The organism is Streptomyces sp. NPDC005533 (assembly GCF_042871845.1).
In the GTDB taxonomy this organism is placed as follows: domain Bacteria; phylum Actinomycetota; class Actinomycetes; order Streptomycetales; family Streptomycetaceae; genus Streptomyces.
The window spans coordinates 107,533-130,748 of sequence record NZ_JBIAJH010000002.1 but is presented as its reverse complement, the minus strand read 5'-3'; the positions used below and the strand labels follow the sequence as shown (position 1 = coordinate 130,748).

The following is a 23,216-nucleotide window of genomic DNA, read 5'->3' as shown; positions in this document are numbered from 1 at the left end:
GGTGCCGGGCGGCGCGGGCGAGGCAAGATCCGGAAGAGACGACCTAGGGCCTCAAGGGGAACGGCCGGCCGCCGGGCGGTGGGGGCCGCGGGAGCGGGTTCCTCGGCGGTCCGGAAGAAAGACGGTCCGGGCCGGCCGGGATCCGGCGGGTGTCGGCGACACTGGGAGAGCAGGAGCGTCGCCGGGGGGTCGTGATCGGAGGCCGTCGTGAGCACACCTTCCCCCATCCGCATCGCTGCCGTCCTGTCGACGGAGCATCGTGGACGTCTCATGTCGCAGGCTTACGAGGTCAATTTCCCGGAGAACGCGCGGATCTTCGACGAGGGAAACCGCGCGGAGTCCTTCTGGATCGTGCGCTCCGGGACCGTGACCCTGGAGGTCCCCGTCGCCGGCCGCCGGCCCGCGGCGGTGGAGAACCTCGGCCCCGGTGAGCTGGTGGGCTGGTCCTGGTTGTTCCCGCCGTACGTGTGGCAGCTCGGCGCGCAGGCGATGACGCCGGTGCGCGCGTACGAGTTCGACGCGGCGGCCGTACGGATGCTGATGGACGCCGATCCCGCCTTCGGGTCCGCGATCGGGCACTGGGTCGGGCGCGTGCTCGCGATGCGGCTCCAGCAGACCCGCACGCGGCTGCTGGACCTGTACGCCCCGCGCCTGAGCGCGGCGGGCTAGGCCGCCTCTTCCGGATCCTGCCGCCGGGCCGGTCGGGGCCGGTCGTACGGGTCCCGGATCGGCGGTCCGGTCCCCGAATGGCCGGTCGCCCGGCGGCCGCGCACGATGGAGGGGTGCGAACCGAGGCTTACGGCACGGGCAGCGGCCCGCTGTCCCGAATCCTGGAGAACCCGATCGTCGGGATGGCTCCCTGGATTCTCTTCTCCCTGTTGGTCGGACCGGGACGCTTCGAGATCTCGGTCGGGATCGCCCTCGCGGCGGCCGTCGCCCTGGTCGTCCTGAGCCGCGTCGTCAACCGGGGCAGTTCCTGGAAGCTGCTGGAAGTGGCCGACGTGGTGTTCTTCGCCGCGATGGCCGTCGTCGGCGCCCTGGCGAGCGAGGGCACGCTGCGCTGGCTGGAGACGTACGCGGGCGAGGTCGCGAACATCACCCTCGCCGTCATCGCCTTCGGCTCCATGGCCGTGAGGATGCCCTTCACCCTCCAGTACGCCCGCGAGCAGGTCGATCCCTCGCTGTGGCACACGCCCGGTTTCGTCCGCACCAACTACGTCATCACGGCGGCGTGGGGGCTCGCCTTCCTGGTGGCGGCCGTCGCGGGCGCGTACGGGGACCTTGTCCTGCACAACCCGAACAACATCTGGACCGGCTGGATCATCCAGATCCTGGCGATCGTCGCGGCGCTCCGCTTCACCGTCTGGTACCCCGACGTGGTCCGGGCCCGCGCCGCCCGCGAGGCGGCCGGCCAGGCGCCCGAACCGCTCCGCCTCGCCGGGCTGCTGCTGCCCCTGGCAGGGCTGTTGGTGCCGATCGGGATCGCGGTCCTCGTCTTCGACGGCAACGTGTGGTGGCTCGGTGTGGCCCTGATCGTGGGCGGCGGACTCCTCACGAAGGCGCTCCAGTCGCAGAACTGAGCCCGACCGTACGCCACTGCCGGTCCGTCATCCCGACCCCACGGCAACTCCCGCCGTCTCCGAGGGGTAGCGTAGGCGCGACATAAGACCATGGGCAGGTATGGGTCGGTGTGGTCCGATCATTGCCGCCCGTCGCCGGACGCGATGTCACCGCCTGGCTGTTGGTTGCGTCTCACCCTCTGAGCAAGGAGCTCCACACGCATGTCCATACCGCCGCAGCCACCGTCGTCCCCTCAGCCGTACCCGCAGTCCGGACCGTACGGACAGCCGGGGCAACCGGGGCCGTACGGCGGCCCGCAGGGCTGGCAGGGGCAGCCGCCGATGTCGCAGAAGACCAACGCGCTGGCCATCGTCGCGTTCGTCATGTCGCTGGTCTGCGCGCTGCCGCTGGTCCCGCTGATCCTCGGCGTCATCGCCCTCTCCCAGATCCGCACCCGGGGTGAGAAGGGGAAGGGTCTGGCCATCGCGGCCATCGTCATCCACTGCGTGAGCATCGTGGGCGCCGTTCTGGTGCTGGTCTTCGGGCTGGCTTCGGCGCTGGACACCGGCCCCGCGCCGAAGCGCGACACGGGTGGCCAGGTCACCGGGTCGGGCTCCAGCAAGGTGCAGGACATCCGCAAGGGCGACTGCTTCAACACCGGCGGCGATCTGGCGGAGTACGAGGACGAGGACGGCGGCCAGGCCGGCTACACGGTGAAGATCGTCCCCTGCGACCAGCCGCACGAGGGTGAGGCGTACGCCGTCTTCAACCTGGACGACGGTGCGTACCCGGGCAAGGACAAGGTCGTCTCGACCGCCGAGGAGAAGTGCTCCGGTACGGCGCTGACCGACTACGTGGGCAAGGACGCCAAGGTCTCGGACAAGCTGAGCGTCTTCTACTACTACCCGCAGCCCAGCACCTGGGCGTTCGGCGACCGCGAGGTCACCTGCTTCGTGGGCGACTCCAGCGGCACGAGCACCGGCTCGGTCCACTCCGCTTCCTGAACCGGCGCCTTCCGTCCGACGGCTGCTCGTCGAGGCGTTCCGAGGGGTGTCCTGCCGAACGGCGGGGCACCCCTCAGTCGTGCCCGCCGGCCCGTTCGGCCGGGCGGCGTCGCAGGGCCGACGCGGCCGGGGTGACGGCCGCCGCCACCGCCAGGACGGCGCAGGCCCCGACCGTCGCGCCGAGGACGTCCCACGGGACCACGACGGCGCTCCGGACGTGCAGCAGGCCCAGGGCCCAGCTGATGCCGGCCAGGTTGAGGACGGCGACCAGGGAGCCGGCCACCGCGCCGACGAGGACGACCAGCAGGGACTCCCCCGCCACCATCCGCAGCACCTGCCCCCGGGTGGCGCCGGCGAGGCGCAGCAGCGCGAGCTCGCGGGACCGGTCCGCGGTGGCCATCACGAGGGTGTTGACGAGCGCGATGCCGGTGTACAGCAGCGCGATGCCGAGGACCAGCAGGAAGCCCAGCCGGGTGGTGCGCTTGTCCCTGGGGTGACGCTCCGCCAGCCACTGGTCCCTGGTCAGGATCCGGCCCCCGGCCTGCCGGGCGGCCGCGGCCAGGGCGGAGGCCACCGCCGTGGGGTCCGCTCCCGGGGCGAGGCGTACGTCGATCCGGTCCACCGGCGCTCCGGGTGCGTTGGCCGGGGTGACGTAGGCCCCGTTGTCCCCGGTGCCGGTGCGCATCACGGCGGCGATCCGCAGGGTCTTGCGGGTGCCGTCGCCCAGCCACACCTCGACGGCCGCTCCCACCGTGTGCCGCTCCCACTCCTGCGTGACGACGACGGAATCGTCGTCGAGGTCGGCGAGGCTGCCCGCGACGAGGGGCGGTGCGGCGGTGCGGGCGAGGGCCTTCGGGTCGGCGGCGCGGGCGTCGGAGCGGATCAGCGCCACGCCGTCCTCCAGGACGTGGAGTTCGGTCGCGGCTCCGGCGCAGATTTCGGTGCCGGGCACGGACCGGATCCGGTCGACGGCCGCCCGCTCGAAGCCGCCCGCCCCGCCCGTGATGACGAAGTCGGCGGTGGTCTGCTGTCGCGTCTCGGTGGCCTTGGCCTCGCCCAGGGTGGCGGTGGCGCCGAGCAGGGATCCGGCGAGGGCCACGGTGACGAGGACGGGGGCGGCGACGGCCGCCGTGCGGCGGACGGCCGCGGCCGCGTTCTCCCGGATCAGCATCCCGCCGGGGCCCGGCAGTTGGGCCGGGAGCCAGGCGATCAGCCGGACCAGTGGCCGGACGAGCACCGGGGCCGCCAGCGCGAAGGCGACGATGAACAGCATGGGACGACTGGTGTACGTCTTGCGGTGGAGCAGGTCCGACGGGTCGGTGAGCAGGGCGTGCGCGAGGGTGGCGACGCCGGCCAGCAGCAGGGCGGAGCCGAGGATCCAGCGGCCCGGGGTCATGGTCCTCGTCTCGACGGCGGCTTCGCGCAGCGCCTCGGTGGGTCCGACCCGCCCCGCCCGCCAGGAGGCGGCGACGGCTCCGGCGAGGGCGACGAGCAGTCCGGTCCAGAAGGCCGCGTGGAGGGGCCAGTCGGCGTCCGCGATGGCGAACCAGTGCGGTGCGATGCCCTCGTCCGCCAGCCACCGGGCGAGTACGGGCGCCCCGTACTCCCCCAGCAGGCAGCCCGCGGCGGAGGCCGGTACGCCGAGGATCAGGGCCTCCGCGAGCACCGTGCGGCGGACTTGGCCCGGGGTGGCGCCGGCGGTGCGCAGCAGGCGAACTCCTTGCGGCGCTGGGCGACCGCGAAGGCGAAGGTGGAGGCGACGACGAACACGGAGACGAAACCGGTGACGCCGCCGGCGGTGCCGAGCAGGGCGTTCACGGCGAGCAGTGCCTCGCTGTCGCGCTCCGGGTCGGGGTCGGCGTGGCGGCGGTCCCGGCCGGTCAGGACGCGTACGTCGGGGTCCTGGCCCACGGCGGCCCGTACGGCGGCCGGGTCGGCGGCGACGACGAGCTGGTCGATGGCGGGTGACAGGCGGGCGGCGCGTGCGTCGCTCCAGAACACGGCGGTCTCGAAGCCGTGTCCGCCGCCGGGGGCGGCGACGGTGCCGACGACGGTGGCGGGTCCGCGGTCGGTGGTCAGCCGGGTGCCGGGCCGGGCCCAGCCGGTGGTGACGACCTCCTCGTCGGACTGCGGGGCGCGGCCCGCGTCGAGGGCGTACGGGGCGAAGGCGGCGACCGACCAGGGATGGCCGACCAGTTGCCCTGGTGCGCCTTCGGCGCGGACGGGGAAGGACCGGTCCTCCGTGGTGCGGCCGAGGGCGGCCAGCCGTCGTGCCAGGTCGGGTGCGACGGCCTTGGGGTGGGCGAGGGCGCTGGTGCGCTCTCCGTTCGGGCCGGGGACGCGGAGGACGTCGTTGCCCTTGACCACGACGGGGGCCTGGGCGAATCGTTCGGGTTCGCGCGGCGGGGCGTTCAGCGTGGCGGCGAGCGCGAGGCCCATGGTGGCGATCAGGCCGACGCCGAGGGCCAGGGCGAGGAAGCTGCCGGCGAAGGTGACCCAGCGGGTGCGCGCGGTGCGCAGGGCGATGCTCAGCACGGTGCGGCCTCCAGGTTCGTCATGTGGGCGGCGATGTCCGGGGCGCTCGCGCCGGTCAGTTCGCCGTCGAGGCGGCCGTCGGTGAGGAAGACGACGCGGTCCGCGTAGGCGGCGGCCACCGGGTCGTGGGTGACCATGACGACCGTCTGGCGAACGGTGTCGACCATGGCCCGGAGCAGGGTGAGCACCTCGCGGCCGGTCTGCGAGTCGAGGGCGCCGGTGGGTTCGTCGCCGAAGAGCACGTCGGGGCGGGTGATCAGGGCGCGGGCCAGGGCCACGCGCTGCTGCTGGCCGCCGGACATCTGCGCCGGCCGGTGCCGGGCGCGGTCGGCCAGGCCCACCCGGGCCAGCACCTCACGGACCTCGGCCTTGGCGGGGCGGCGGCCGGCGAGGCGCAGCGGCAGGGCCACGTTCTGCTCGGCGGTCAGGGCGGGCAGCAGGTTGAAGGCCTGGAAGACGAAGCCGATGCGGTCGCGGCGCAGCAGGGTCAGCCGGGTCTCGCTCAGGCCGCCGAGTTCCGTGCCGCCGACGGTGACGATGCCGGAGGTGGGGCGGTCGAGTCCGGCGGCGCACTGCAACAGGGTGGACTTGCCGGAGCCGGAGGGGCCCATGACGGCGGTGAAGGTGCCTCGGGGGAAGGCGAGGGAGACCTGGTCGAGGGCGGTGACCGCCCGGTCGCCGGTGCCGTGGACCCGGCTGACGTCCCTGAGTTGGATCGCGTCGTTTTCCATGCCTCGACCCAACCGTTCCGGACGGCTCGGCACAGCGGGCCTGGAGGGTGTTCCGGGGGTGGGGCCCGCCCTACCCCCGGAGGGGTTCCAGGCCCCGTGAGGGGTCGTCCCCACCGGAAATTCAAAGGTTTCGGGGGGATTTCGTGTCGGTGTTCGGCCGATTCGGCGGGTCGCTTCCGCACAGGTCAGCTCGTTCGCACGGCTGCGGGCTGCACTCATCCGTACACGATGGGTGACGAAAAATGGCGGTGCGAACGGGCGTTCGCGGCCCGCGTGGGCAAGACTCTGTCCGCTATCCGAAACACCAACCCAAGGGAGTGTTCGCAATGCGGTCCATCGCAAGGGGTCTCGGGCTCGGTTCCGCCGCCATGGCGCTCACCGCGCTCACCGCACTGGCCTGGCCGGGTACGGCCGGGGCCGCGCCGACCGGCACGGAGAGCCTGTACGCGCCGTCCGCGCTCGTGCTCGGCGTGACGGCCGGTCAGGACGCCGGAAGCGGCACGGTGCTGCGTGCGGTGACTCTCGTCTGCTCGCCGACGCCGGGCGGGACGCACCCGAACCCGGTCGCCGCCTGCGCCGAGTTACGCGCGAACGGTTCGCGCCTCGACGCGCTCACGGCCCCGGCCGCCGACGCGGTGTGTACCAGGGAGTGGAACCCGATGACGGTGACGGCCGACGGGGTGTGGCAGGGCCGCCGGCTCAACTACACGTACACCTTCGCCAATCCGTGCGGCTTCCGGAACACCACCGGCGTGCTGTTCGACTTCTGATCGCGCACGGCGCGAAGGGCCGGGCGGCGCCGTGCGACCGCCGTCCGGCCCCCGGGCGCCGTACGTGACTCAGGGGCGCCGGGACTGACCGCCCTTCCGCTCAGCCCAGTTCGAGGCTGGTCACCCCGAACAGCTCGCCCAGTGCGAGGTCGGGGGCCGGACCGGTGTACATCCGGGCGGTCTCGAAGACCGGGACCAGGCCCAGCCCCGCGACGAGCGCCGCGGCCCGGCCGTTCGCGTCCGGCACGTCCACGGAGACCAGACCACCGGGCGCGTGCCGGGCGAGCCGCCGCAGCAGCGCTGCCGCCACCGCCGGGTCGGCCGCGTACAACGGGCCGATCCGGTGGGCGGCGCTGCACGGGCGGATCACGCCGAGGCCCTCGATCCGGCCGTCACGCACGGCGGCGAGCGCCGTCCGCCCGGGCAGCCCGGTCCAGGCGGACAAGAAGGCGGCGCGCGGTTCCGGGAAGAACCGCCGGTCGTAGGCGGCGAGCAGACCGAAGGGCAGCGAGGCCGCGTCCACGATCGTGATCCCGGCCCCGGCGCCCGCCCCGGTGACGCCGTCGCCGCCACCGGCCCCCTCGGGGACGCCCTCGTAGCGGACGTTGTTCCAGGCGTGGCGGAAGCCGGACTTGCGGTAGTTGTCCTGCTGGGCGACGACGCCGTCCAGTCCGACGAGCCGGCCGGCGAGGCGCTCCATCCCCGCGTCCCACAGCCGGATGCCGTAGCCCTGGCCGCGGTAGGCGGGGCGGGCGATGTAGAAGCCGATGAAACCGAAGCCGGCGCCGTACCGGACGGCGGAGATGCAGGCCACCGGCTCGCCGTCGAGCCGGCCGACGAGGAAGCCCTCCGGGTCGGCGACCGCGAAGGCGAACCGGTCCGAGTCCCCCGGGTTCCAGCCCTCCTCATCGGCCCAGCCGCGCATCAGTTCCATGTCGGCGGTGCTCGCGCCGGTGATCTCGAATCCCGTCATGCCGGTGTTGTACCAGATGCGGACGGTGGGCACAGGAGCGCCTGATCGGCCGTCAAGAGCCGTACGAGCAGGGCCGGATCGACCTCCGGATGGAGATCGCTGACCTGCCCGTCCCCCACTTCGACGACCCGCCAGACCCCGTCCGCGCGCAGCGCGAGATCAGTGGTCACGAAGGGGCAGTCCAGTGCCCCGACGGCCGCCCGGACCGGTTCGAGGTCCGCCTCGGGGATCTCCGCCACCTCGGCGACCGGGCTGTCGGGGTGTGCGGTGACCAGCCGGGGCGCCCCGTCCCGCCACCACACCCGCACCTCCGCGGCCGCCGCACGCGGCGCGACGAAGGTCTCGAAGGCCCTCAGCACCACCCCGCCCGCGAGGAACTCGTCCTGGAGGGCGACGAAGCGTGCGACCACACGGTGCAGCGCCGCCGGGTCGCCGAGGTCGGGCACGTAACACGCCTCGTCCCACTCGTGCTTGCGGGACTTCACGTAGTCCTTGACGACGGCGGCGCCCGGCGGCAGGCCCGCGGCGAGGGCCGCGAGCCGCCCCATGTCCGGGACCTCGCCGGGGGCGGTCGGCAGCCAGCCGCTGACGGGGGTGAGGCCGATGAAGGCCGGGTACCAGCCGGGGAGTTCGTGCGCCCTGCGGTACGCCTCGGGGGTGACGACGAGCTCGGCGCCGCGCCGACGCAGGGCCGCGTCCAGTTCGGCGTACCGCTGCGCGGGGACCATCCAGCCCCGGTACCAGAGGGCCCCCGCCCCCTCGGGCACCCGCGCCACCGCCCGCTCGCAGTCCCCGGCGAGCAGCGCGTCGTGGTCCACGAGCAGGACCGTGCCACCGACGGCGCGCAGCTGCCGGGCCTCCGCGGTGAAGTGGGCGTCGGCCCGGCGCTCGTTCATCGGGTCGCAGCAGTGGAGGACGGTGGCGGTCGCGGTCGTCGTCGGCATGCGCTCATCCTATGGAGGGCCGCGCGGCTCACCGTACGGACGTCAGCCGGCGCAGATGACGTCGTCCAGCCGGATGGGCCTGGAGTCGAGGCGGACGTACGCGGTGAAGGTATCGGTGACCCCGCCGGCCCAGTGGGTGGTGACGGTGGCCCAGCCGACACCGGCCGCCTGGGCGACGGTGACCGGGCCGATGCCGATCTTCTGCGGTGCGTTCTGGGCGCAGAGGAGGACGTCCGCGTCCGCGCTCACCAGCTGTCTGTCCTTGAGGACCTGCGAGACGTACTGCTCGCGGTCTTGCGGGGAGGGGCCGTGATCGCCGTAGAAGGCGGCGAGGAAGCGGCCGATCTGATCGGCGGTATGCCCCTCCGCACTGGCGACGGGTGCGACGGCTGCGACGTGCGCGACCGGCGCCGCGTGGGCGGGGACGGACGACAGTGCCGGCAGCGCGAGCAGGGTCAGCAGCAGGGCACCAAGGCTGTGCGGCTTGAGCATCATGTCCGGTCTTGTACCCGGCTGGCCGGTGCACGGGGAGGGAGCCGCGCGGATCTCACTCCTGTGGGGGGCGGGATTCACCGCAGAAACGACCCTCCGGCATGCTCGCGGGCGGCTCGCGGCCCGGTTCGCGGAAATGCGGTCGCGAGCCCTCGGCGCCGGTACGTAGGGTCGGTGCATGGGGAAGCCGCTCGTCGCAGTGTTCAGTGGGGCCGGGATGTCCACGGACTCCGGGATTCCGGACTACCGGGGGCCACAGGGCCTGTGGCGCCGGGAGCCGGACGCCGAGAAGCTCGTGACGTACGAGTACTACATGGCCGATCCGGAGATCCGGCGCCGGTCCTGGCTGATGCGGGCCGAGCTCGCCGCCCTCGGGGCGCGGCCGAACGCCGCGCACCTGGCCGTGGCCGCACTGGAACGCGGCGGCACCCCGGTCCGGGTCGTCACCCAGAACGTGGACGGGCTGCACCAGCTCGCCGGGATGCCCGCGCGCAAGGTCTTCGAGCTGCACGGCACCGCCCGGTCGGTGGTGTGCACGGCCTGTCACGCCCGCTCGGGCATGGACGAGGCGCTGGCCCGGGTCGCCGCCGGGGAACCGGATCCCGCCTGCCGGACGTGCGGCGGGATCCTGAAGGCGGCGACCGTGATGTTCGGGCAGCGGCTCGACCCCGAGGTGCTGGGGCAGGCGATGGCCGTGGCCAAGGGGTGCCAGGTCTTCATCGCCGTCGGGTCCACCCTCCAGGTGCAGCCGGCCGCGTCACTGGCCGGGATGGCCGCCGAGGCCGGGGCCCGACTGATCATCGTGAACGCCGAGGAGACCCCGTACGACCCGCTGGCCGACGAGGTGATCCGCGAGCCGATCGGGACCGCCCTGCCCGCGCTGCTGGCCCGGATCGCGTCGGGCTGATCCACCTCGCCCACCCGCTGGACGTTCGGTCGACTCCTCGCCGACCCGGACCGCGGTGGCCCGGCCCGGCCCGACAGCGCCGGACCGGACCGGGCCGGGCACCGTGCACGGGGGACGGCACGCTCAGCCGGCGTCGGCCGCCCGACGCATCTGCGCCACGTCCAGCTTCTTCATCTGCATCATGGCGGCCATGGCCCGGGCGGCGCGCTCCGGGTCCGGGTCGCTGACCAGGTCGACGACACCGGGCGGGATGACCTGCCAGGACACCCCGAACCTGTCCTTGACCCAGCCGCAGGCGGATTCCTGCCCGCCGTCCTTGGTGAGCGTGTCGTAGTAGTAGTCCGCCTCGGCCTCGTCGGCGCAGTCGATCATGAAGGAGATCGCCTCGGTGAAGGGGAACTGCGGTCCGCCGTTGAGACCGACGAACCGCTGCCCGTTGATCTCGAACTCGACGGTCATGACCGAGCCCGCCTCATCGGGGTTCGCCTTCGTGTAACGGGCGATCCGGCCGAGCCTGCCGTCCTTGAACACGGACACGTAGTACTCGGCGGCCGCTTCCGCATCGCCGTCGAACCACAGACACGTGGTGAAACCGTTGCCGCTCATCGCTGCCTCCAGGCCGGTGTGTGCACGGTGGATACCGTTCCTCACATACAGACCGGCCCCGGGCCCGAAATTCATCGGTGGGCCCGGGGCCGGTCCGCGTTCAGCCGGGAAGTCGCCCGTACGGCCTACTTCGCGGGCGCCGCACCCATGGCGAGCATGCGGTCGACGACGCGCTCGGCGGCGTTGCCCTCGTCCAGGTCGCAGAACTCCGCGCGGAACGCGGCCCGCGCCTCGGCGTACCGCGCCCCGACCTCGTCGGCGTTGCGCACGGCCTCGATCAGGCTCGCCGAGTCCGCCAGCAGCGGGCCGGGCGCCTTCTCCTCCAGGTCGAAGTTGAAGCCGCGCAGCGTGCCGCGGTAGTGCGCCAGGTCGTACGTGAAGAGCAGGATCGGCTTGTCGGTGAGCGCGAAGTCGAAGATCGCGGAGGAGTAGTCCGAGATCAGCACGTCGGCGACCAGCAGCAGGTCGGCGGCGTCGGGCCAGCGGGACACGTCGACGACGAAGCCGTCGCGGACGCCGTCGCGGACCTGCTCGGTGACGTGGTGGTGGCCGCGGACCAGCAGCACGTGGTCCTCACCCAGCTCACGGCGGGCCGCCTCCAGGTCGATCCGCAGGTCGAGCTTGTAACCGCCCGACCAGCCCTCGCAGTTCTCCCGCCACGTCGGCATGTAGAGGACGACCTTCTTGCCCTCGGGCAGGCCCAGCCGCCGCCGGACGTCCGCGATCCGCTCGGCGTCGGGCCGTACGAGCGCGTCCGTGCGCGGGCTGCCGGCCTCGATGACCTCGCCGTCGTAGCCGAGGGCGCGCTTGAGGATCGGGGTGGCGTAGGAGCTCGGGGAGGCCAGCAGGGACCACTGGGCACTGTCGTGCTCCAGCCCCTCCAGGATCTCCGGGCTCGTGTAGTAGTCGTGCACGAAGTCGTGCCCGATCTGCTTGATCGGCGTGCCGTGCCAGGTCTGGACGACGACCTGGCCGGGGCGGCGCTGGAAGAGCCGCGGCACGTTGTCGTTGGTCACGACGTAGCGGGCGCGGGCCAGCACCTCCCACCACTCCACGCTGCCGTACTGCACGGCGCGGGCGGTGGACGGAACCTCGGCGCGGCCGTCGCGGACCAGCCAGACGTGGTCCAGCTTCTCCCCGCGGCGCACGAGCTCCTCGTGGATGGCGCGCGGCGAGTCGCCGGCGCCGTGCCCCTGGAAGGTGTCGTAGACCACGATGTCCTTGACCGGCAGGGCGCGCTGCGCCGGGTAGGTCTCGAACCGGGCGACGCGCTGGGCGAAGTTCGAGCGGTCGTGGGGGCTCAGCAGCGGGTCGGCCACCAGCACCATGCGGTCGTGGAAGCGGGTCTCGATCCGCATCCGGCGGCCCTGCGTGCTGAAGGGGTGCGGGCCGGCGAAGAGCAGGCCCGGCCCCATCTGCACGGGGGCGCCGCGGTCGACGCCGAGCAGGCCCGCGGTGGTTCCGCCCTGGGCGGCCGGGCGCAGGGTGGGCCACCAGCGGCCCTCGGGGATCGTGGTCCGGCCGGCGTACGCCTCGGGAAGCACCGGCTGGAAGGTGGTCTCGAAGGTGTCCCCGGCGCGGGTGACCGGGTAGCTGAACTCCACGCCGTGCGCGTTGTGCAGCACGAGCTCGTACGGCTCGTCGGCGGGCGCCACGAACCGACCCCGCAGGGTCACGGTGCCGTCCTCGGCCGTGACCTCGTCGACGAGCGGCGGGGAGGGCTGCACGGAGAGGGTCAGGTGTCCGGTGGTGCCGCGCTTGGCGAAGAGGGCGCGGTCGCCGTCCTCGCCGGGCAGCGGCAGGACGAGGCCGTTGAAGCCGCCGCGCTCGTCGTGGACCAGGCGGTGCTCGGTGCCGTCGGCGCCGAGGACGGAGAGGCTCCAGGGCTCGGGGGCCCACTCGCCGGGCTCGACCTCGGCGTCCGGTACGGCGGCCAGCTCGGCCAGCGGGACGCGCGCGGTGAACGGGACGCGGCCGGAGCGGGCCGCGGCGGTCTCCAGCGGGAAGCTGAGGACGGTGCCGGTGGTGACGTGGACGGCCCGCAGTGCGGACGCGGCGCCGGCTTCGGCGGACAGCTCACCGGTGATCTCGACGGCGTCGTCACCGGCGGGGTGGACGTCCAGGGCGCGGGCGCGGGCGATCTCCACCTGGATGGTGAGGGCACCGGAGACGGCCGGGACGATCCGGACGTCGGGGGTCACCCAGTACGGGGGCGGGTTCTGGCCCGTGTCGTGCTCGCCGCCGCGCAGGCGGGCGCGGTGCAGGCCGCCGGCTCCGGTGACGGCGATGGAGGTGGTCCATATTCCCTCGCGCCACTTGCCGCCCGACTGGAAGATCGAGGGGTCGACGGCGGCGGTGAAGCCGGCCCAGTCGGCGTGCCGCAGGGCGAGGTGCGGGGCCTTGACGGTGGCCATCGGGGAGGCGACCGTACGGGTGCTGACGACGGAGCGGCGGCGCTTGCCCCCCTCGCGGAAGACCAGCATCTTGCGCGAGCCGAGGCGGCTCTCCGCGCCGAGGTGGCCGGGGAGGGCGTAGCCGCGCAGCAGCAGCTTGCCGTCGGCCCAGGCCGCCTGCTCCAGGCGGCTGACGACGCGGCGCTCGCGCGGGCCGAGGGTCAGGACCTTGGCGGGGACCGGCGGGCGGCCCTGCAGGAAGGGGTAGTCCGCCTGCGGGCGGGCGAGGCCCTTGACCGGCACGCTGTAGTGGTAGTCGCGCTGGTGGTGCAGGAGCGCGATGAAGTCCTCGACGCGGCCTTCGCCGGCCAGGTAGGCCTTGAGGCGGTCGGCGACGGTCAGGTCGGGCCAGGGGCCGGTGCCGATCTCGCGGACGAGGCCGCCGACCTCCTTGACGAAGGCGGCGCGGAAGTCGGCGCCGCCCTCGGCGACGTACTTGTAGATGAGCGGGAGTTCCTCGCTCAGCACGTTGTAGTCGTAGTCGCGCAGGTAACGGACGTACTTGGCGCCCTGCTTGGCCTTGAGGGACTCGCGGACCAGGCGGACGGACTTCACGCGGTCGATCAGGGAGATCGGGTCGGTGGAGCGCTGGGTGATCGAGCGCTCGCCGGTCTCGCGGACGCGCCAGTGGTAGACGCAGTCGCTGATGATGTCGACGCTGGACGCGAAGTAGTGCGCGGGGATGCTGACCGGGGCGTCCTCGTAGAGGATGCCCTCCGGGTACTGGAAGCCGTGCTCGTCCCAGAAGGTGCGCCGGTAGACCTTGTTCCACGCGGTGCGGTCGGTGACCAGCGCCGGGAACTTGGAGATGTGGGTCTTCAGCTGGGTCTTGGCGAACGCGGCCCGGTGGCCCCAGGACTGCTGCATGCCGACGGAGCGGAAGCGCTTGACGTTGCCTCCGGCGAAGTCCGAGCCCGTCTCGTCGAGGGCGTCGATCATGCGCTGGTAGGCGTAGTCCGGCATGGTGTCGTCACTGTCGACGAACGCCAGGTACTCGCTGTCCGGGTGGGCGTGACGGGCGCCGACGTTGCGCGCGGCGCCGAGGCCCGCGTTCTCCTGCATCACGACGCGGAACCGCTTGTCCCGGGCCGCGAAGGCCTTGGCTATGACGGCGCTGGTGTCCGTGGACCCGTCGTCCACGAGGATCGCCTCGAAGTCGCCGAACGTCTGAGCGGCGATGGATTCCAGGCACTCGTCGAGGTAGAGCTCGACGTTGTAGACGGGGACGACGATGCTCAGGCGCGGGGGCATGGGTGGCGGGTTCTCCAGCGTTTTGTGCTTTATCGATGATCAGCTGCTCACAGCATCCTACTAGGTAGCAGAATCATGAACTCCTCCCTTATCGGGCATACCACGGCTGATCGCCGGGGCGGACGGCAAAGATTAAGCCGCCCGCCACCTCGACGTCTCGGTTCCTGGTCAGACCTCCAGGCCGGCTTCGATGGCCTTGAGCTGGTGGCGGGCCATCGCGAGGTTGGCGCGCTTCTTGTCGAGGGCGAGGTAGAGGAAGAAGCCCGAGGTGCCGCGGCCCTTCAGCAGACGGATCAGGTGGTACTGGCTGCCGAGGGTGATCAGGATGTCCTCGATCTCGTCCTTGAGGCCGAGCATCTCCATCGTGCGGACCTTGGCCCGGACCACGTCGGTGTTGCCGGCGGCGGCGACCGCGAGGTCGAGGTCCTTTCCGCCTCCGACGGTCCCGAGGGCCATGCCGCTGCCGTAGTCCACCAGGGCCGCGCCGAGCGCGCCTTCGATGGTGGTGGTGGCTTCCTTGAGGGTGGTCTCGACGTTTGCCATGAGGGGTTCCTCTTTCCTCGTTCGTTGTGTCGTGTGCCGTGTCGTTCGTCTGGTCGTGCGTCTGGGGTTCGGCTGGTCGTGCGCCGTGGTGGTGCAGGTTCCGGTTCGGTCAGGTGGGGAGCGCCGGGGGCAGCGGCGGCAGGGGCGGGACGCCGGCGCCGCGCCGGCCGAGGGTGTGGTCGATCAGCTCGGCTATCCGGAGGCTGGAGCGGCGCGCCTCCAGGTGGAGGCGCCCGACGTTGACGCGGGGCTCCGCGGTCAGGGTCAGGACGGCCGCCGTGCCCGCCGCGTAGGTGGCCACGTATCCGTCCTCGCCGCGCACCAGCAGTTCGCGGAACGCGCCCTGCCCGGTGCAGTCGCTCAGCCGCTGGGCCACCCCGAGGGCGGCCGCTGTCAGGGCCGCGACGGATTCGGCCTCGGCGGCGGCGCTGTCCTGGGCGAGGACGAAGCCGTCGGCGCTCGCGGCGAGCGCACCGGTGAGCTGGGGTACCCGGGCCCGCAGCCTGCGGAGCTCGGCGAGTATCTCGGCCTCCGCCTCGGGGGGCACCGTACTCATGTCGGCCTTTCTCCTTTCGGGCTGCCTCCGCTCGGAGCGGTCGGCGCGCAGGGCCGGTCGCAGCGGGAGCCTCACAGGCTTGCCTCCAGTGCGTCGCGTAACCGGCGGAGCAGCGCCACGTCCGGGGATTGGGCCTGGGTCATCCAGTCGGGCAGGGGTACCGCGACCGGCGGCGGAGCCGGTGTGTGCGGGGTTTCGACCAGTCCGGCCGCCGCGAGGCGCCGTACGTCGAGCAGCGTGTGGAAGGCGGGCCGCCCCAGCACCCACGCGAGGTCCGCGGGGGTGCGCACGCCGTCGGCCGCGCGCAGCAGGATCCGCTGCCGGGAGCTGACCGTCTGTCCGGGCGCGGCCGCCCGGGGCACCACGGGGGCGGTGTCCAGCAGCGGGTAGGGCCAGACCGCGTCGAGCAGCTCCCGGCGGCGGCGCGTCTCGCGTTCGACGGCGGCGGCCGGCACGGAGCGAACCGAGCCGATCCAGTGGGTGGCGCCGCGGCGGAACCGGGAGGGCCCGCTGCCCGGGGACAGCGCGAAGAACGCGGCGTCGAAGATGGCGGCGAGGTGGCAGATCTCCAGCTCCCCGCCGGCGAGCCCGCCGCTGTCCACGAGGAAGCGGGCGACCTGGCGGCGGGCGCCGGCCCGGTCGACCGCCTCGCGCCAGCGCTCGGGGGCGAGGCCGCCGCCGGTGGTGAGCAGGACGTCGAGGCCGGGGGTGGCCGGACTCTCGGCGTGCACGATGCGGCCGTCCTCCAGGAAGAGGGTGCCGCGGTCGCGGAGCAGGGCGCCGGTGGCGCGCTCCGCGGCGAGCCGGGTGAGGAGCGGGGAGACGGCGGCGAAGCCGTTCGCGGCCGGGGCCGGGGTGGTCATCTGAGCACCAGCCCTTCGGCCAGGGCCCTGAGTCTGTGGCGGGCCAGCGCGAGGTTGCCCTCGGTGCGGTCGAGCCACAGGTGCAGGAAGACGCTGCTGTCGAAGCTCGTGTCGACGAAGCGCAGGACGTGGTAGCCGGTGCGGGTCGTGACGATCAGGTCCTCGACGGGCGGTCCCGCCGTGTCATCGCCCGGCGCCGCGGAGGCGAAGGACTCGTACTCGGCGGCCGCCCGGGCCAGCTCGGCGGTCTCGGCGGCGGTGGTCTCGTGGTCGCCCACGGGCGACTCCCCGGCGGTGCCGAGGGCCAGTCCGCTGCTCCAGTCGACCAGCGCGGCCCCCCGCGCACCAGGCAGGGCCATGGCTTCGAGCAGGCATTCGTCGATCCCGGGCACGCGGGCTCCCCTCCCGGCCGGACGTGCTGTTTGCACGGTCGTACGGCGCGACAGGAGGGAACTTACTCAACTTCCACAGTACGAAAGGGCGTTCTGGCATTTTCCGCTGGAACATGCCATGAAGCACGCGCGACCTTGGCCGGAACGCGTCGCTATTTGATCACGAAGCGAGCGGAAGATCGTCCGCGAGGCGGAAAGAGCCGCCCTCGCGCTGGACGTAGCCCTCGTGGCTGAGGGTGCGGAGCAGGTGGTAAACGGTGGGCAGGGGGATCCCGGTGACCCGGGCGAGCCGTTTGGCCGTCGCCCCGCCTTCGGCGTACATCGCTTCCACGAGGCGCAGTGCGCGCTGCACGGAACCGATCAGAGTGGGTGCGCTGTCCTTCTGAGTGTGGTCGGTACTCATGATGAGTCCCCCTGCTCGGTACGAGGCCTGGCAAGCCCATCAAAGTCGTTCACCGGCCGCAACACCAGCTGACTCGCGTAAACCTGAGCATAAGATCACCGGATACCTCCCGGTCGGCGCCGGTTCGGCCCGGTATTCACGGGGTTCCGCTAGCGCGTGCACGTCACGTACGCCGGGAGCGGGGTGTCCTCGATCAGCCGGCGCGGCAGCGACAGCGCGAAGCGGTGTTCCAGGACGGCGAGGGTGTGGCGGTCGCGTTCCTCGTACGGTTCCTCGTCGGGGCGCACGCACCCGCCGTCGGGGGCCAGTATCTTGGCCGCGATCAGCTCCGGAAGCAGGAAGTCCGGCTGATGGCCGCCCCGCCAGCACTCCTCGCCGAGACCGAAGCAGCACACCAGCTCGCCGTCGCGGGCGTACGCGAACTGCTTGGGCGGGTGGTCGGGCTGCGGATCGAGGTGGACGGCCTCGACGCCCCCGCGGGAGACCTCGGCGAGGCGTTCCGCGCCGGCCGGCAGGCCGTGCTCCACGGCGAAGGACCAGTCGCCCCACCGGCCGACGCGGGCCACGCCGTCCCCGTCGACCGTCTCCGTGACCATGCTCCAGGCGTCCAGCGCGCCCAGCGGCCCGGGCCGGACCCCGGGGAGCGCGCCGAGCCGCGCGGCGAGTTCGTCGGGCCCTATGCCCCGGGCGAAGGTCAGGCCGACGAACCAGCCGTCCCAGTCGGCCAGCCACTGGATCCCGCCGACCGCCCCGGCTCCGCCCTCGGTCATGTGCGCCATCCCTGCACTCCCCACGGTCTCCCCCGCGCTGCCGGTGCTCGCTCACCGGCACGATAGTCAGTCCGCGGACCCCTGCGGGAGGAGACGCTCGACCATCGTCTCGATGAGCCCCTCCACCGGGTGGGCCTCCAGCATCGCGGGCGCGGTCAGGTCGTCCACGATCAGGCCCAGCATCGCGAGGTACAGCAGGACCACGCCCTGCCGGTCCCCCGGCAGGCCCACCCCCAGGTGCCAGGCGATGTTCGCCTCCAGCTCCGCACCCTGGAAGCCGGCCAGTTCCGCCTGGAGTTCGGGGCGCCGGGTGCCCTCCAGCCGCAGCTCCAGCATCGCGATGTGCACGCTGCGCTCGCGCCGCATCCGCTCCAGCAGCCGGGCCAGCAGCACCTTGGTGTCCGGCGGGCCGGCCAGGTCCTGCGGCTCCGGGGTCAGCCGTTCCCGGGTGCGGTGCAGGATCTGCACGAGCAACTGGGCCCGGTTGGCGAAGTAGTTCGAGGCGGTTCCCGTGGGCACCCCGGCCTCGGCGTCGACCGCGCGCAGCGTCAGGCCGCGCGAGCCCTCGCGCGCCAGGACTTCGATGGCGGCGTCGAGCAGTGCGGCGCGGCGCTGCGGATTCTGGCGCATGGGCGGTCCCTGGGGGTGGGTGCGGCACATCGCGTGAGGCACATCGGTGATCACTGCAAGTGCAGTGATTCGCACACGGTAGCGGATGTGCCGTCGCCGGGCCCTCCCCACCGTCCCCTCCCCCGTGTCAGGCTGCCCGTCATGGAGCGGATCATCGAGGAGATACGCGAGGACCTGTCCCGCCGGCTCGCCGTCGCGGCGGACCGGCTCGCCGACCGGACGCTGACCGAGGATCCCGCCTACGCCGCCCTGCTCGGCCGGGCCGAGCTGCGCGAGCGGATCCACCACCACCTCCGCCAGGCCGTCGAGGGCCTGGTCCGCAGGTCGCGGGGGCTGCCCGCCGACCTGGCCGACGCCCGGGCCACCGGTGCGCTGCGGGCCGAGCAGGGGCTGCCGCTCGCCTCCCTGCTGCGCATCCACCGCCGCGGCGGCCGGCTGCTCTGGCAGACCCTCACCGAGGCCGTGGCGGCGCACGACCGGGCGGCGCTGCCCCGGCTGCTGCCGGGCGCGCCCGCGTTATGGGACGTCCTGGACCAGATGACGGACGCCCTCACCGAGTCGTACCACCGCACCGAGGCCGTGCGCGCCGACCGCGAGCGGGAGCGCCGGGCCGCCCTGCTGGACGTGCTGCTCGACGGGGCGGCGCCCGACGGGGGGCCGACGGCATCGGAGGCCGCGGCGCGGCTGGGCCTGCCGGAGCGGGGCCGCTTCGCGGTGGTCGTGGTGGGTTCCGGCGGAGAGAGCCCTTCCGTAGGCCCGGCCGCCGCCAAGGCCGGGGGCTCCGCGCCGCGCGTGCTGTGGCGGATCCGCGGCGACGGGGAGATCGGCCTGGTGGAGCTGGGCCACCATCCCCTGGAGTCCGTACGGGAGGTGCTCGCGCCGCTCGGGCTGCGCGCCGGGGTCAGCCCGGTCGTCGGGGCGGCGGCGGAACTGGCGGGAGCGCACCGGCTGGCGGTCCTGGCGCTGCGCACGGCTCCCGAGTCCGGCGGTCCGCGCACGGCGCTGCTGGACGAACGGCTGCCGGCCGCGCTGGTCGCCGGCCAGGCCGAACTCGCGGGCCGGCTGCGGCAGGTGGTGCTGGGCCCGGTGCTCGCGCTGCCGGCCGAGGACCGGCGGACCCTGCTGACCACCCTCGGGACCTGGCTCGCCTGCCAGGGCTCGACCACGTACGCGGCGCAGCGGCTGTACTGCCACCGCAACACCGTCTCCAACCGACTGCGCCGCCTGGAGCAGCTCACCGGCCGCTCCCTCGCCGACCCGCGGCACGTGGTGGAACTGGCGCTGGCGCACGCGGCGGTGGTCCAGCACGCCGCGGGCGCGCACGCGGCGGGCGCGCACGCGGCGGGCCCGCAGGCGGCGGCCCCGCGCACGGCGGGCCGGCCGCCCACCGCGGTCCGGCCGGCCGCCGGGGAGGCGCCTACCCCTCCTGCGCCGCGGGCCGGGCGGACTTCGCCGACTCCAGCAGGTACGGCACGTCGATCACCGCGACGCCCGGCGTGAACAGCAGCCGCGCCTTCAACCGCAGGGCGTTCTGGTTGTGCAGGGGCTGTTCCCACCAGTGTCCGACGACGTACTCCGGGATCACCACGGACAGCACGTCCGTGCCGTCGTCCGCGGCCAGTTCCTGGACGTGGGTCATGATCGGGCCCACCACCTCGCGGTAGGGCGAGTGCAGGATCTTCAGCGGGAGCCCCGGATCGTGCGCGGCCCAGGCCTCCCGCAGCCGGGCCGCCTCCTCCTCGTCCGCGGCGACGGTGACCGCCGTCAGGGTGTCGGGGCGCAGCCCCTGCGCGTAGCCGATGGCCTTGAGCGTCGGGGCCTGCACGGCGGCGACGAGCACGAGGACGTGGTGGCGGGCCGGCTTGCGCGGTCTGACGTGGGGGGCCACGGCGACCTGCCGGGCGACCTGCTCGTAGTGGCGGCGGACGCCCTTCATGCCGAGGAAGAGCAGCGGCATGGCGATGACGACGAGCCAGGCCCCGTGCGTGAACTTGGTGAGCAGGACGATGACCAGGACCAGCGCGGTCAGGGAGGCGCCGACCGCGTTGATGGCGCGCCTGCGGTGGATGTGGACGCGCTCTTCGCGCGGGGTGGCGGGTGAGGCGAGCTCCTTGCCCCAGTGCCGGACCATGCCGGCCTGGGAGAGGGTGAAGGAGACGAAGACGCCGATGATGTAGAGCTGGATGAGGCGGGTCAGCTGGGCGTCGAAGGCGACGATGAGGGCGATCGCGGCGAGGGCGAGGAGGACGACGCCGTTCGAGTAGACGAGCCGGTCGCCGCGGTTGGCGAGCTGGCGGGGCGCGTACCGGTCCCGGGCCAGGATCGAGGCGAGCATCGGGAAGCCGTTGAAGGCGGTGTTCGCCGCGAGGATCAGGACGCCGGCGGTGACGGCCTGGAGCAGGTAGAAGAGGAAGTGCCAGTCGCCGAAGGTGGCGCGGCCGATCTGGGCGAGGGCGGTGGAGGTCGCGGTGCCGGGCGGCAGGCCCAGTTCGGTGGGGTCCGCCGCGACGTGTACCTGGTACGACATGGCCAGGGCCGTGATGCCCGTGAACATCGTGGCCGAGAGCGCGCCCATGACGGCGAGCGTGGTCGCCGCGTTCTTCGCCTTGGGCTTGCGGAAGGCGGGTACGCCGTTGCTGATCGCCTCGACGCCGGTGAGCGCGGTGCAGCCGGAGGCGAAGGCGCGCATGGCGAGGAAGACCAGGGCGATGCCGGTGTAGGTACCTTCGGCGGTGATCGGCAGGTGGGCGGACTCGGCGCGGATGGTCTCGCCGGTCCCCAGGCGTACGGCGGCGACGGCGAACATCAGGTAGATGACGAGGACGAAGCCGTAGGTGGGGATGGCGAAGACCCGGCCCGACTCCCGTACGCCGCGAAGGTTCATCAGGGTGAGCAGCACCACGAAGGCGACGGACAGGGCCACTTCGTGGTCGTTCAGCGAGGGAATCGCGGAGGTGATGGCGGAGACGCCGGAGACGACGGAGACCGCGACGGTCATCACGTAGTCGACGAGCAGGGCGCTCGCGGCGGTGAGCGCGGCGCTCTGGCCGAGGTTCTCCGCGCTGACGACGTACGCGCCGCCCCCGCCGGGATAGGCGTGGCAGGTCTGCCGGTACGAGGCGACGACCACCAGGAGCAGGAAGACGATGGCGGCCGCCGCGTACCAGGTGAGGTGGAGCAGTGCGACGCCGCCGAGGGCCAGGATCAGCAGGATCTCCTCGGTGGCGTACGCCACGGAGGAGAGCGGGTCGCTGCAGAAGATCGGCAGGGCGAGCCGTTTGGGCAGCAGGGTCTCGCCCAGGCGCGCGGTGTCGAGCGGTTCACCGACGAGCACGCGTTTCGCATTGATTCGCCTCATTGGGGCATGATCGTCGATTCTTTTCGCCACTCATCCCTTTTGCGGCTTGTGTCACCCAGCGAGCTCCTCCGCCCGGTGAGCCAGCCACAGGTCGTGGCGGGCGCTCGGGGACTGGAGCAGGGAACGCTCCAGCAGCACCTCGATACGGGCCAGTCGCTTGCGGGCGCCCGGGACGGAGACGCCCAGCGCCGTGGCGGTCGCCGCGAGTTGCGCGTCGTGCGCCAGCCAGGCGCGGACCGTGGCCCGGGCGCCCGGCGGGGCGTCCGGGCCACTCAGCGGGCCCAGCTGGGCGCCGGCCCATGCGGTCACGCGGGGATCGCGCAGCACCGCGTCAAGATCGGGGGCGGCCGCCGCGGCCGTCGCGTTCCCGCGCCACGCCGCGGGGGTCAGCCGCAGCGCCAGGGAGAGCGCCGCCTGGTCGCCGAGGCGCGCGAGGTCCAGCCCGAGCAGCGCCTCGACCAGCCGGAGCCTGGCCGCGAGGGTGTTCCGGTGGATCCTCAGCAGCCGCGTGGCGTGCGCGGTGAAGTTCAGCCAGGCGTGGGCGGTGGCGCGCAGTTCCTGTCCGCCGGGATCCTGGGGACGCCGGGGCTCGTACGCGTGCAGGGGCGCGAGCAGGGCCTGCGCCCAGCCGGCCCCGGCCTCGTGCGCGGCGAGCACCAGCTCGGGCCCGGGGCCGAAGCGGGCGTGCCGCTCGCCCCGCTCCCGGGCCACGGCCAGGGCGTGGAAGGCCTGCTGGTAGGCGGCCGGGGCCTCGCGCAGGCGCAGCTCCCCGCTGACCCCGACCGTGCAGTCCGGGGCCACCGCCAGCAGCGCCTCGGCGAGGGGGTCGTGGCCGGCGGGCAATGCGGCCGGGCCGGCCGGGACGAGCACGATGAGGTGGCGTACGTAGACGGGGCAGCGCACGATCCAGGCGCGGCCCTCCGTCAACTCCTCGCACCGTCGCGCCACTTCGGCGCGCCGGCCGGCGCGGCATTCGACGAGGTACATCCGCATCGGCTCGGGCAGCGAGGGTCCCAGCGTCTCGGCGATCTGGTGGGCGGTGGACAGCCGCCCGTTCATCAGCAGGTGCAGCACCGCCTCGCGGGCCCGCGACTCGGCGAGCGCGGCCCGCTCCTCCCGCCGCGCGGCCTCCTCGGCGCGCAGGACGAGCGCCAGCGGTACGGCGGCGTCCGCGAGCAGGGTGGCGGCTTCGGGAGGGTGCGGCCGGTCCAGTACGGCGGCCAGCGCGCGCCCGCCGTCCAGGGCGAAGAGCAGCGTGGCGGAGCCGGGGGCGTGCAGGACGGCCGACCGTACGCCGCGGGCGCTCAGCTCGGCGGCGCCCCGCACGGCGGCCTCCGGTCCGGGGCCCCGCCCGGCGTCCACGACCCCGGTCCAGCCGCCGAGGCGGGCGGAGAGCCAGTCCAGCAGCGCGGCGGATCCTCCGGCGTGGGCGAGCCGGTGCAGTTTGAGGACGTCGTCGGGCCGGGGCACCGGCG

21 protein-coding genes and 1 pseudogene are annotated in these 23,216 nt (G+C 73.4%); 6 read left to right on the top strand and 16 right to left on the bottom strand.

Features of this window, described 5'->3' with window-relative positions; translation table 11 throughout:
- Positions 1 to 207: 207 nt before the first annotated feature.
- The 3 genes from ACFYP3_RS02615 to ACFYP3_RS02605 all read left to right on the top strand — a co-directional run bounded on the left by ACFYP3_RS02615 (position 208) and on the right by ACFYP3_RS02605 (position 2,564).
- Positions 208 to 669 (top strand): Crp/Fnr family transcriptional regulator, encoded by a 462-nt coding sequence (locus ACFYP3_RS02615; RefSeq protein WP_388825562.1) that lies wholly within the window; start codon positions 208 to 210, stop codon positions 667 to 669.
- 113 nt (positions 670 to 782) lie between these two features.
- Positions 783 to 1,580, top strand: coding sequence for a hypothetical protein (locus ACFYP3_RS02610; RefSeq protein ID WP_388825559.1), 798 nt, complete (start codon positions 783 to 785; stop codon positions 1,578 to 1,580).
- Positions 1,581 to 1,781: 201 nt separating this feature from the next.
- Entirely contained in the window at positions 1,782 to 2,564 is a 783-nt protein-coding gene (locus ACFYP3_RS02605) for a DUF4190 domain-containing protein (RefSeq protein WP_388825556.1), read from the top strand.
- Between the two features lie 73 nt (positions 2,565 to 2,637).
- Here the strand turns inward: ACFYP3_RS02605 and ACFYP3_RS02600 are convergent.
- Positions 2,638 to 5,099: pseudogene (locus tag ACFYP3_RS02600) on the bottom strand (FtsX-like permease family protein).
- A complete protein-coding gene (locus ACFYP3_RS02595) occupies positions 5,093 to 5,830 on the bottom strand; it encodes an ABC transporter ATP-binding protein (RefSeq protein WP_388825553.1) in 738 nt (245 codons plus the stop codon). Before ACFYP3_RS02595 ends, ACFYP3_RS02600 begins: the two are co-directional and overlap by 7 nt.
- A 326-nt stretch (positions 5,831 to 6,156) precedes the next feature.
- Between ACFYP3_RS02595 and ACFYP3_RS02590 the strand changes: the two genes are divergently transcribed.
- Positions 6,157 to 6,600, top strand: a complete 444-nt coding sequence (locus ACFYP3_RS02590; protein WP_376610040.1) for a subtilase-type protease inhibitor — start codon at positions 6,157 to 6,159, stop codon at positions 6,598 to 6,600.
- A gap of 100 nt (positions 6,601 to 6,700) precedes the next feature.
- Here the strand turns inward: ACFYP3_RS02590 and ACFYP3_RS02585 are convergent, their stop codons facing one another.
- Genes ACFYP3_RS02585 through ACFYP3_RS02575 form a run of 3 tightly spaced genes read right to left on the bottom strand, consistent with a single transcriptional unit; the run spans position 6,701 to position 9,012 of the window.
- Entirely contained in the window at positions 6,701 to 7,573 is an 873-nt protein-coding gene (locus ACFYP3_RS02585) for a GNAT family N-acetyltransferase (RefSeq protein ID WP_388825550.1), read from the bottom strand.
- Positions 7,570 to 8,517, bottom strand: coding sequence for an ATP-grasp domain-containing protein (locus ACFYP3_RS02580; RefSeq protein WP_388825547.1), 948 nt, complete (start codon positions 8,515 to 8,517; stop codon positions 7,570 to 7,572). Before ACFYP3_RS02580 ends, ACFYP3_RS02585 begins: the two co-directional genes overlap by 4 nt.
- Positions 8,518 to 8,559: 42 nt before the next feature.
- Positions 8,560 to 9,012, bottom strand: coding sequence for a hypothetical protein (locus tag ACFYP3_RS02575; RefSeq protein WP_388825544.1), 453 nt, complete (start codon positions 9,010 to 9,012; stop codon positions 8,560 to 8,562).
- A gap of 175 nt (positions 9,013 to 9,187) precedes the next feature.
- Here ACFYP3_RS02575 and ACFYP3_RS02570 point away from each other — a divergent pair, with 175 nt between their 5' ends.
- The gene (locus ACFYP3_RS02570; protein ID WP_388825541.1) at positions 9,188 to 9,916 is read left to right on the top strand and encodes an NAD-dependent deacetylase; all 729 of its coding nucleotides are present in this window, start codon (positions 9,188 to 9,190) and stop codon (positions 9,914 to 9,916) included.
- Between the two features lie 123 nt (positions 9,917 to 10,039).
- Here the strand turns inward: ACFYP3_RS02570 and ACFYP3_RS02565 are convergent, their stop codons facing one another.
- The 9 genes from ACFYP3_RS02565 to ACFYP3_RS02525 all read right to left on the bottom strand — a co-directional run bounded on the left by ACFYP3_RS02565 (position 10,040) and on the right by ACFYP3_RS02525 (position 18,383).
- On the bottom strand, positions 10,040 to 10,522 hold the full coding sequence (locus tag ACFYP3_RS02565; protein ID WP_388825538.1) for a VOC family protein: 483 nt from the start codon (positions 10,520 to 10,522) through the stop codon (positions 10,040 to 10,042).
- Positions 10,523 to 10,647: 125 nt separating this feature from the next.
- Positions 10,648 to 14,226 (bottom strand): CDP-glycerol glycerophosphotransferase family protein, encoded by a 3,579-nt coding sequence (locus tag ACFYP3_RS02560; protein ID WP_388825535.1) that lies wholly within the window; start codon positions 14,224 to 14,226, stop codon positions 10,648 to 10,650.
- A 168-nt stretch (positions 14,227 to 14,394) separates the two neighbouring features.
- Positions 14,395 to 14,769, bottom strand: a complete 375-nt coding sequence (locus ACFYP3_RS02555; protein ID WP_388825532.1) for a hypothetical protein — start codon at positions 14,767 to 14,769, stop codon at positions 14,395 to 14,397.
- Between the two features lie 109 nt (positions 14,770 to 14,878).
- On the bottom strand, positions 14,879 to 15,325 hold the full coding sequence (locus tag ACFYP3_RS02550) for a roadblock/LC7 domain-containing protein (protein WP_388825528.1): 447 nt from the start codon (positions 15,323 to 15,325) through the stop codon (positions 14,879 to 14,881).
- Between the two features lie 71 nt (positions 15,326 to 15,396).
- The gene (locus ACFYP3_RS02545) at positions 15,397 to 16,188 is read right to left on the bottom strand and encodes a transcriptional regulator (protein WP_388825525.1); all 792 of its coding nucleotides are present in this window, start codon (positions 16,186 to 16,188) and stop codon (positions 15,397 to 15,399) included.
- Entirely contained in the window at positions 16,185 to 16,580 is a 396-nt protein-coding gene (locus tag ACFYP3_RS02540; RefSeq protein ID WP_388825522.1) for a hypothetical protein, read from the bottom strand. Before ACFYP3_RS02540 ends, ACFYP3_RS02545 begins: the two co-directional genes overlap by 4 nt.
- Before the next feature lie 160 nt (positions 16,581 to 16,740).
- Entirely contained in the window at positions 16,741 to 16,983 is a 243-nt protein-coding gene (locus tag ACFYP3_RS02535; RefSeq protein WP_030714448.1) for a helix-turn-helix domain-containing protein, read from the bottom strand.
- A 149-nt stretch (positions 16,984 to 17,132) separates the two neighbouring features.
- Entirely contained in the window at positions 17,133 to 17,753 is a 621-nt protein-coding gene (locus ACFYP3_RS02530) for a DUF6461 domain-containing protein (protein WP_388825519.1), read from the bottom strand.
- A gap of 66 nt (positions 17,754 to 17,819) precedes the next feature.
- The gene (locus ACFYP3_RS02525) at positions 17,820 to 18,383 is read right to left on the bottom strand and encodes a TetR/AcrR family transcriptional regulator (protein WP_388825517.1); all 564 of its coding nucleotides are present in this window, start codon (positions 18,381 to 18,383) and stop codon (positions 17,820 to 17,822) included.
- Between the two features lie 141 nt (positions 18,384 to 18,524).
- Here ACFYP3_RS02525 and ACFYP3_RS02520 point away from each other — a divergent pair, with 141 nt between their 5' ends.
- Positions 18,525 to 19,883: a helix-turn-helix domain-containing protein gene (locus ACFYP3_RS02520; protein WP_388825513.1), complete on the top strand. Its 1,359-nt coding sequence runs from the start codon at positions 18,525 to 18,527 to the stop codon at positions 19,881 to 19,883.
- Here ACFYP3_RS02520 and ACFYP3_RS02515 read toward each other — a convergent pair.
- Together ACFYP3_RS02515 and ACFYP3_RS02510 are read right to left on the bottom strand one after the other, a co-directional pair.
- On the bottom strand, positions 19,801 to 21,741 hold the full coding sequence (locus ACFYP3_RS02515) for an APC family permease (protein WP_388825510.1): 1,941 nt from the start codon (positions 21,739 to 21,741) through the stop codon (positions 19,801 to 19,803). The two genes, ACFYP3_RS02520 and ACFYP3_RS02515, sit on opposite strands and share 83 nt — an antisense overlap.
- A gap of 51 nt (positions 21,742 to 21,792) precedes the next feature.
- The gene (locus ACFYP3_RS02510) at positions 21,793 to 23,211 is read right to left on the bottom strand and encodes a PucR family transcriptional regulator (protein ID WP_388825507.1); all 1,419 of its coding nucleotides are present in this window, start codon (positions 23,209 to 23,211) and stop codon (positions 21,793 to 21,795) included.
- Positions 23,212 to 23,216 lie beyond the last annotated feature (5 nt).

What these genes read in the sequence shown, in the direction of transcription:
- ACFYP3_RS02605 (WP_388825556.1), top strand. Translation starts at nt 1,782, where the DNA reads ATGTCCATACCGCCGCAGCCACCGTCGTCCCCTCAGCCGTACCCGCAG.
- ACFYP3_RS02595 (WP_388825553.1), bottom strand. Translation starts at nt 5,830, where the DNA reads ATGGAAAACGACGCGATCCAACTCAGGGACGTCAGCCGGGTCCACGGC.
- ACFYP3_RS02590 (WP_376610040.1), top strand. Translation starts at nt 6,157, where the DNA reads ATGCGGTCCATCGCAAGGGGTCTCGGGCTCGGTTCCGCCGCCATGGCG.
- ACFYP3_RS02585 (WP_388825550.1), bottom strand. Translation starts at nt 7,573, where the DNA reads ATGACGGGATTCGAGATCACCGGCGCGAGCACCGCCGACATGGAACTG.
- ACFYP3_RS02580 (WP_388825547.1), bottom strand. Translation starts at nt 8,517, where the DNA reads ATGCCGACGACGACCGCGACCGCCACCGTCCTCCACTGCTGCGACCCG.
- ACFYP3_RS02575 (WP_388825544.1), bottom strand. Translation starts at nt 9,012, where the DNA reads ATGATGCTCAAGCCGCACAGCCTTGGTGCCCTGCTGCTGACCCTGCTC.
- ACFYP3_RS02570 (WP_388825541.1), top strand. Translation starts at nt 9,188, where the DNA reads ATGGGGAAGCCGCTCGTCGCAGTGTTCAGTGGGGCCGGGATGTCCACG.
- ACFYP3_RS02565 (WP_388825538.1), bottom strand. Translation starts at nt 10,522, where the DNA reads ATGAGCGGCAACGGTTTCACCACGTGTCTGTGGTTCGACGGCGATGCG.
- ACFYP3_RS02560 (WP_388825535.1), bottom strand. Translation starts at nt 14,226, where the DNA reads ATGCCCCCGCGCCTGAGCATCGTCGTCCCCGTCTACAACGTCGAGCTC.
- ACFYP3_RS02555 (WP_388825532.1), bottom strand. Translation starts at nt 14,769, where the DNA reads ATGGCAAACGTCGAGACCACCCTCAAGGAAGCCACCACCACCATCGAA.
- ACFYP3_RS02550 (WP_388825528.1), bottom strand. Translation starts at nt 15,325, where the DNA reads ATGAGTACGGTGCCCCCCGAGGCGGAGGCCGAGATACTCGCCGAGCTC.
- ACFYP3_RS02545 (WP_388825525.1), bottom strand. Translation starts at nt 16,188, where the DNA reads ATGACCACCCCGGCCCCGGCCGCGAACGGCTTCGCCGCCGTCTCCCCG.
- ACFYP3_RS02535 (WP_030714448.1), bottom strand. Translation starts at nt 16,983, where the DNA reads ATGAGTACCGACCACACTCAGAAGGACAGCGCACCCACTCTGATCGGT.
- ACFYP3_RS02530 (WP_388825519.1), bottom strand. Translation starts at nt 17,753, where the DNA reads ATGACCGAGGGCGGAGCCGGGGCGGTCGGCGGGATCCAGTGGCTGGCC.
- ACFYP3_RS02525 (WP_388825517.1), bottom strand. Translation starts at nt 18,383, where the DNA reads ATGCGCCAGAATCCGCAGCGCCGCGCCGCACTGCTCGACGCCGCCATC.
- ACFYP3_RS02520 (WP_388825513.1), top strand. Translation starts at nt 18,525, where the DNA reads ATGGAGCGGATCATCGAGGAGATACGCGAGGACCTGTCCCGCCGGCTC.
- ACFYP3_RS02515 (WP_388825510.1), bottom strand. Translation starts at nt 21,741, where the DNA reads ATGAGGCGAATCAATGCGAAACGCGTGCTCGTCGGTGAACCGCTCGAC.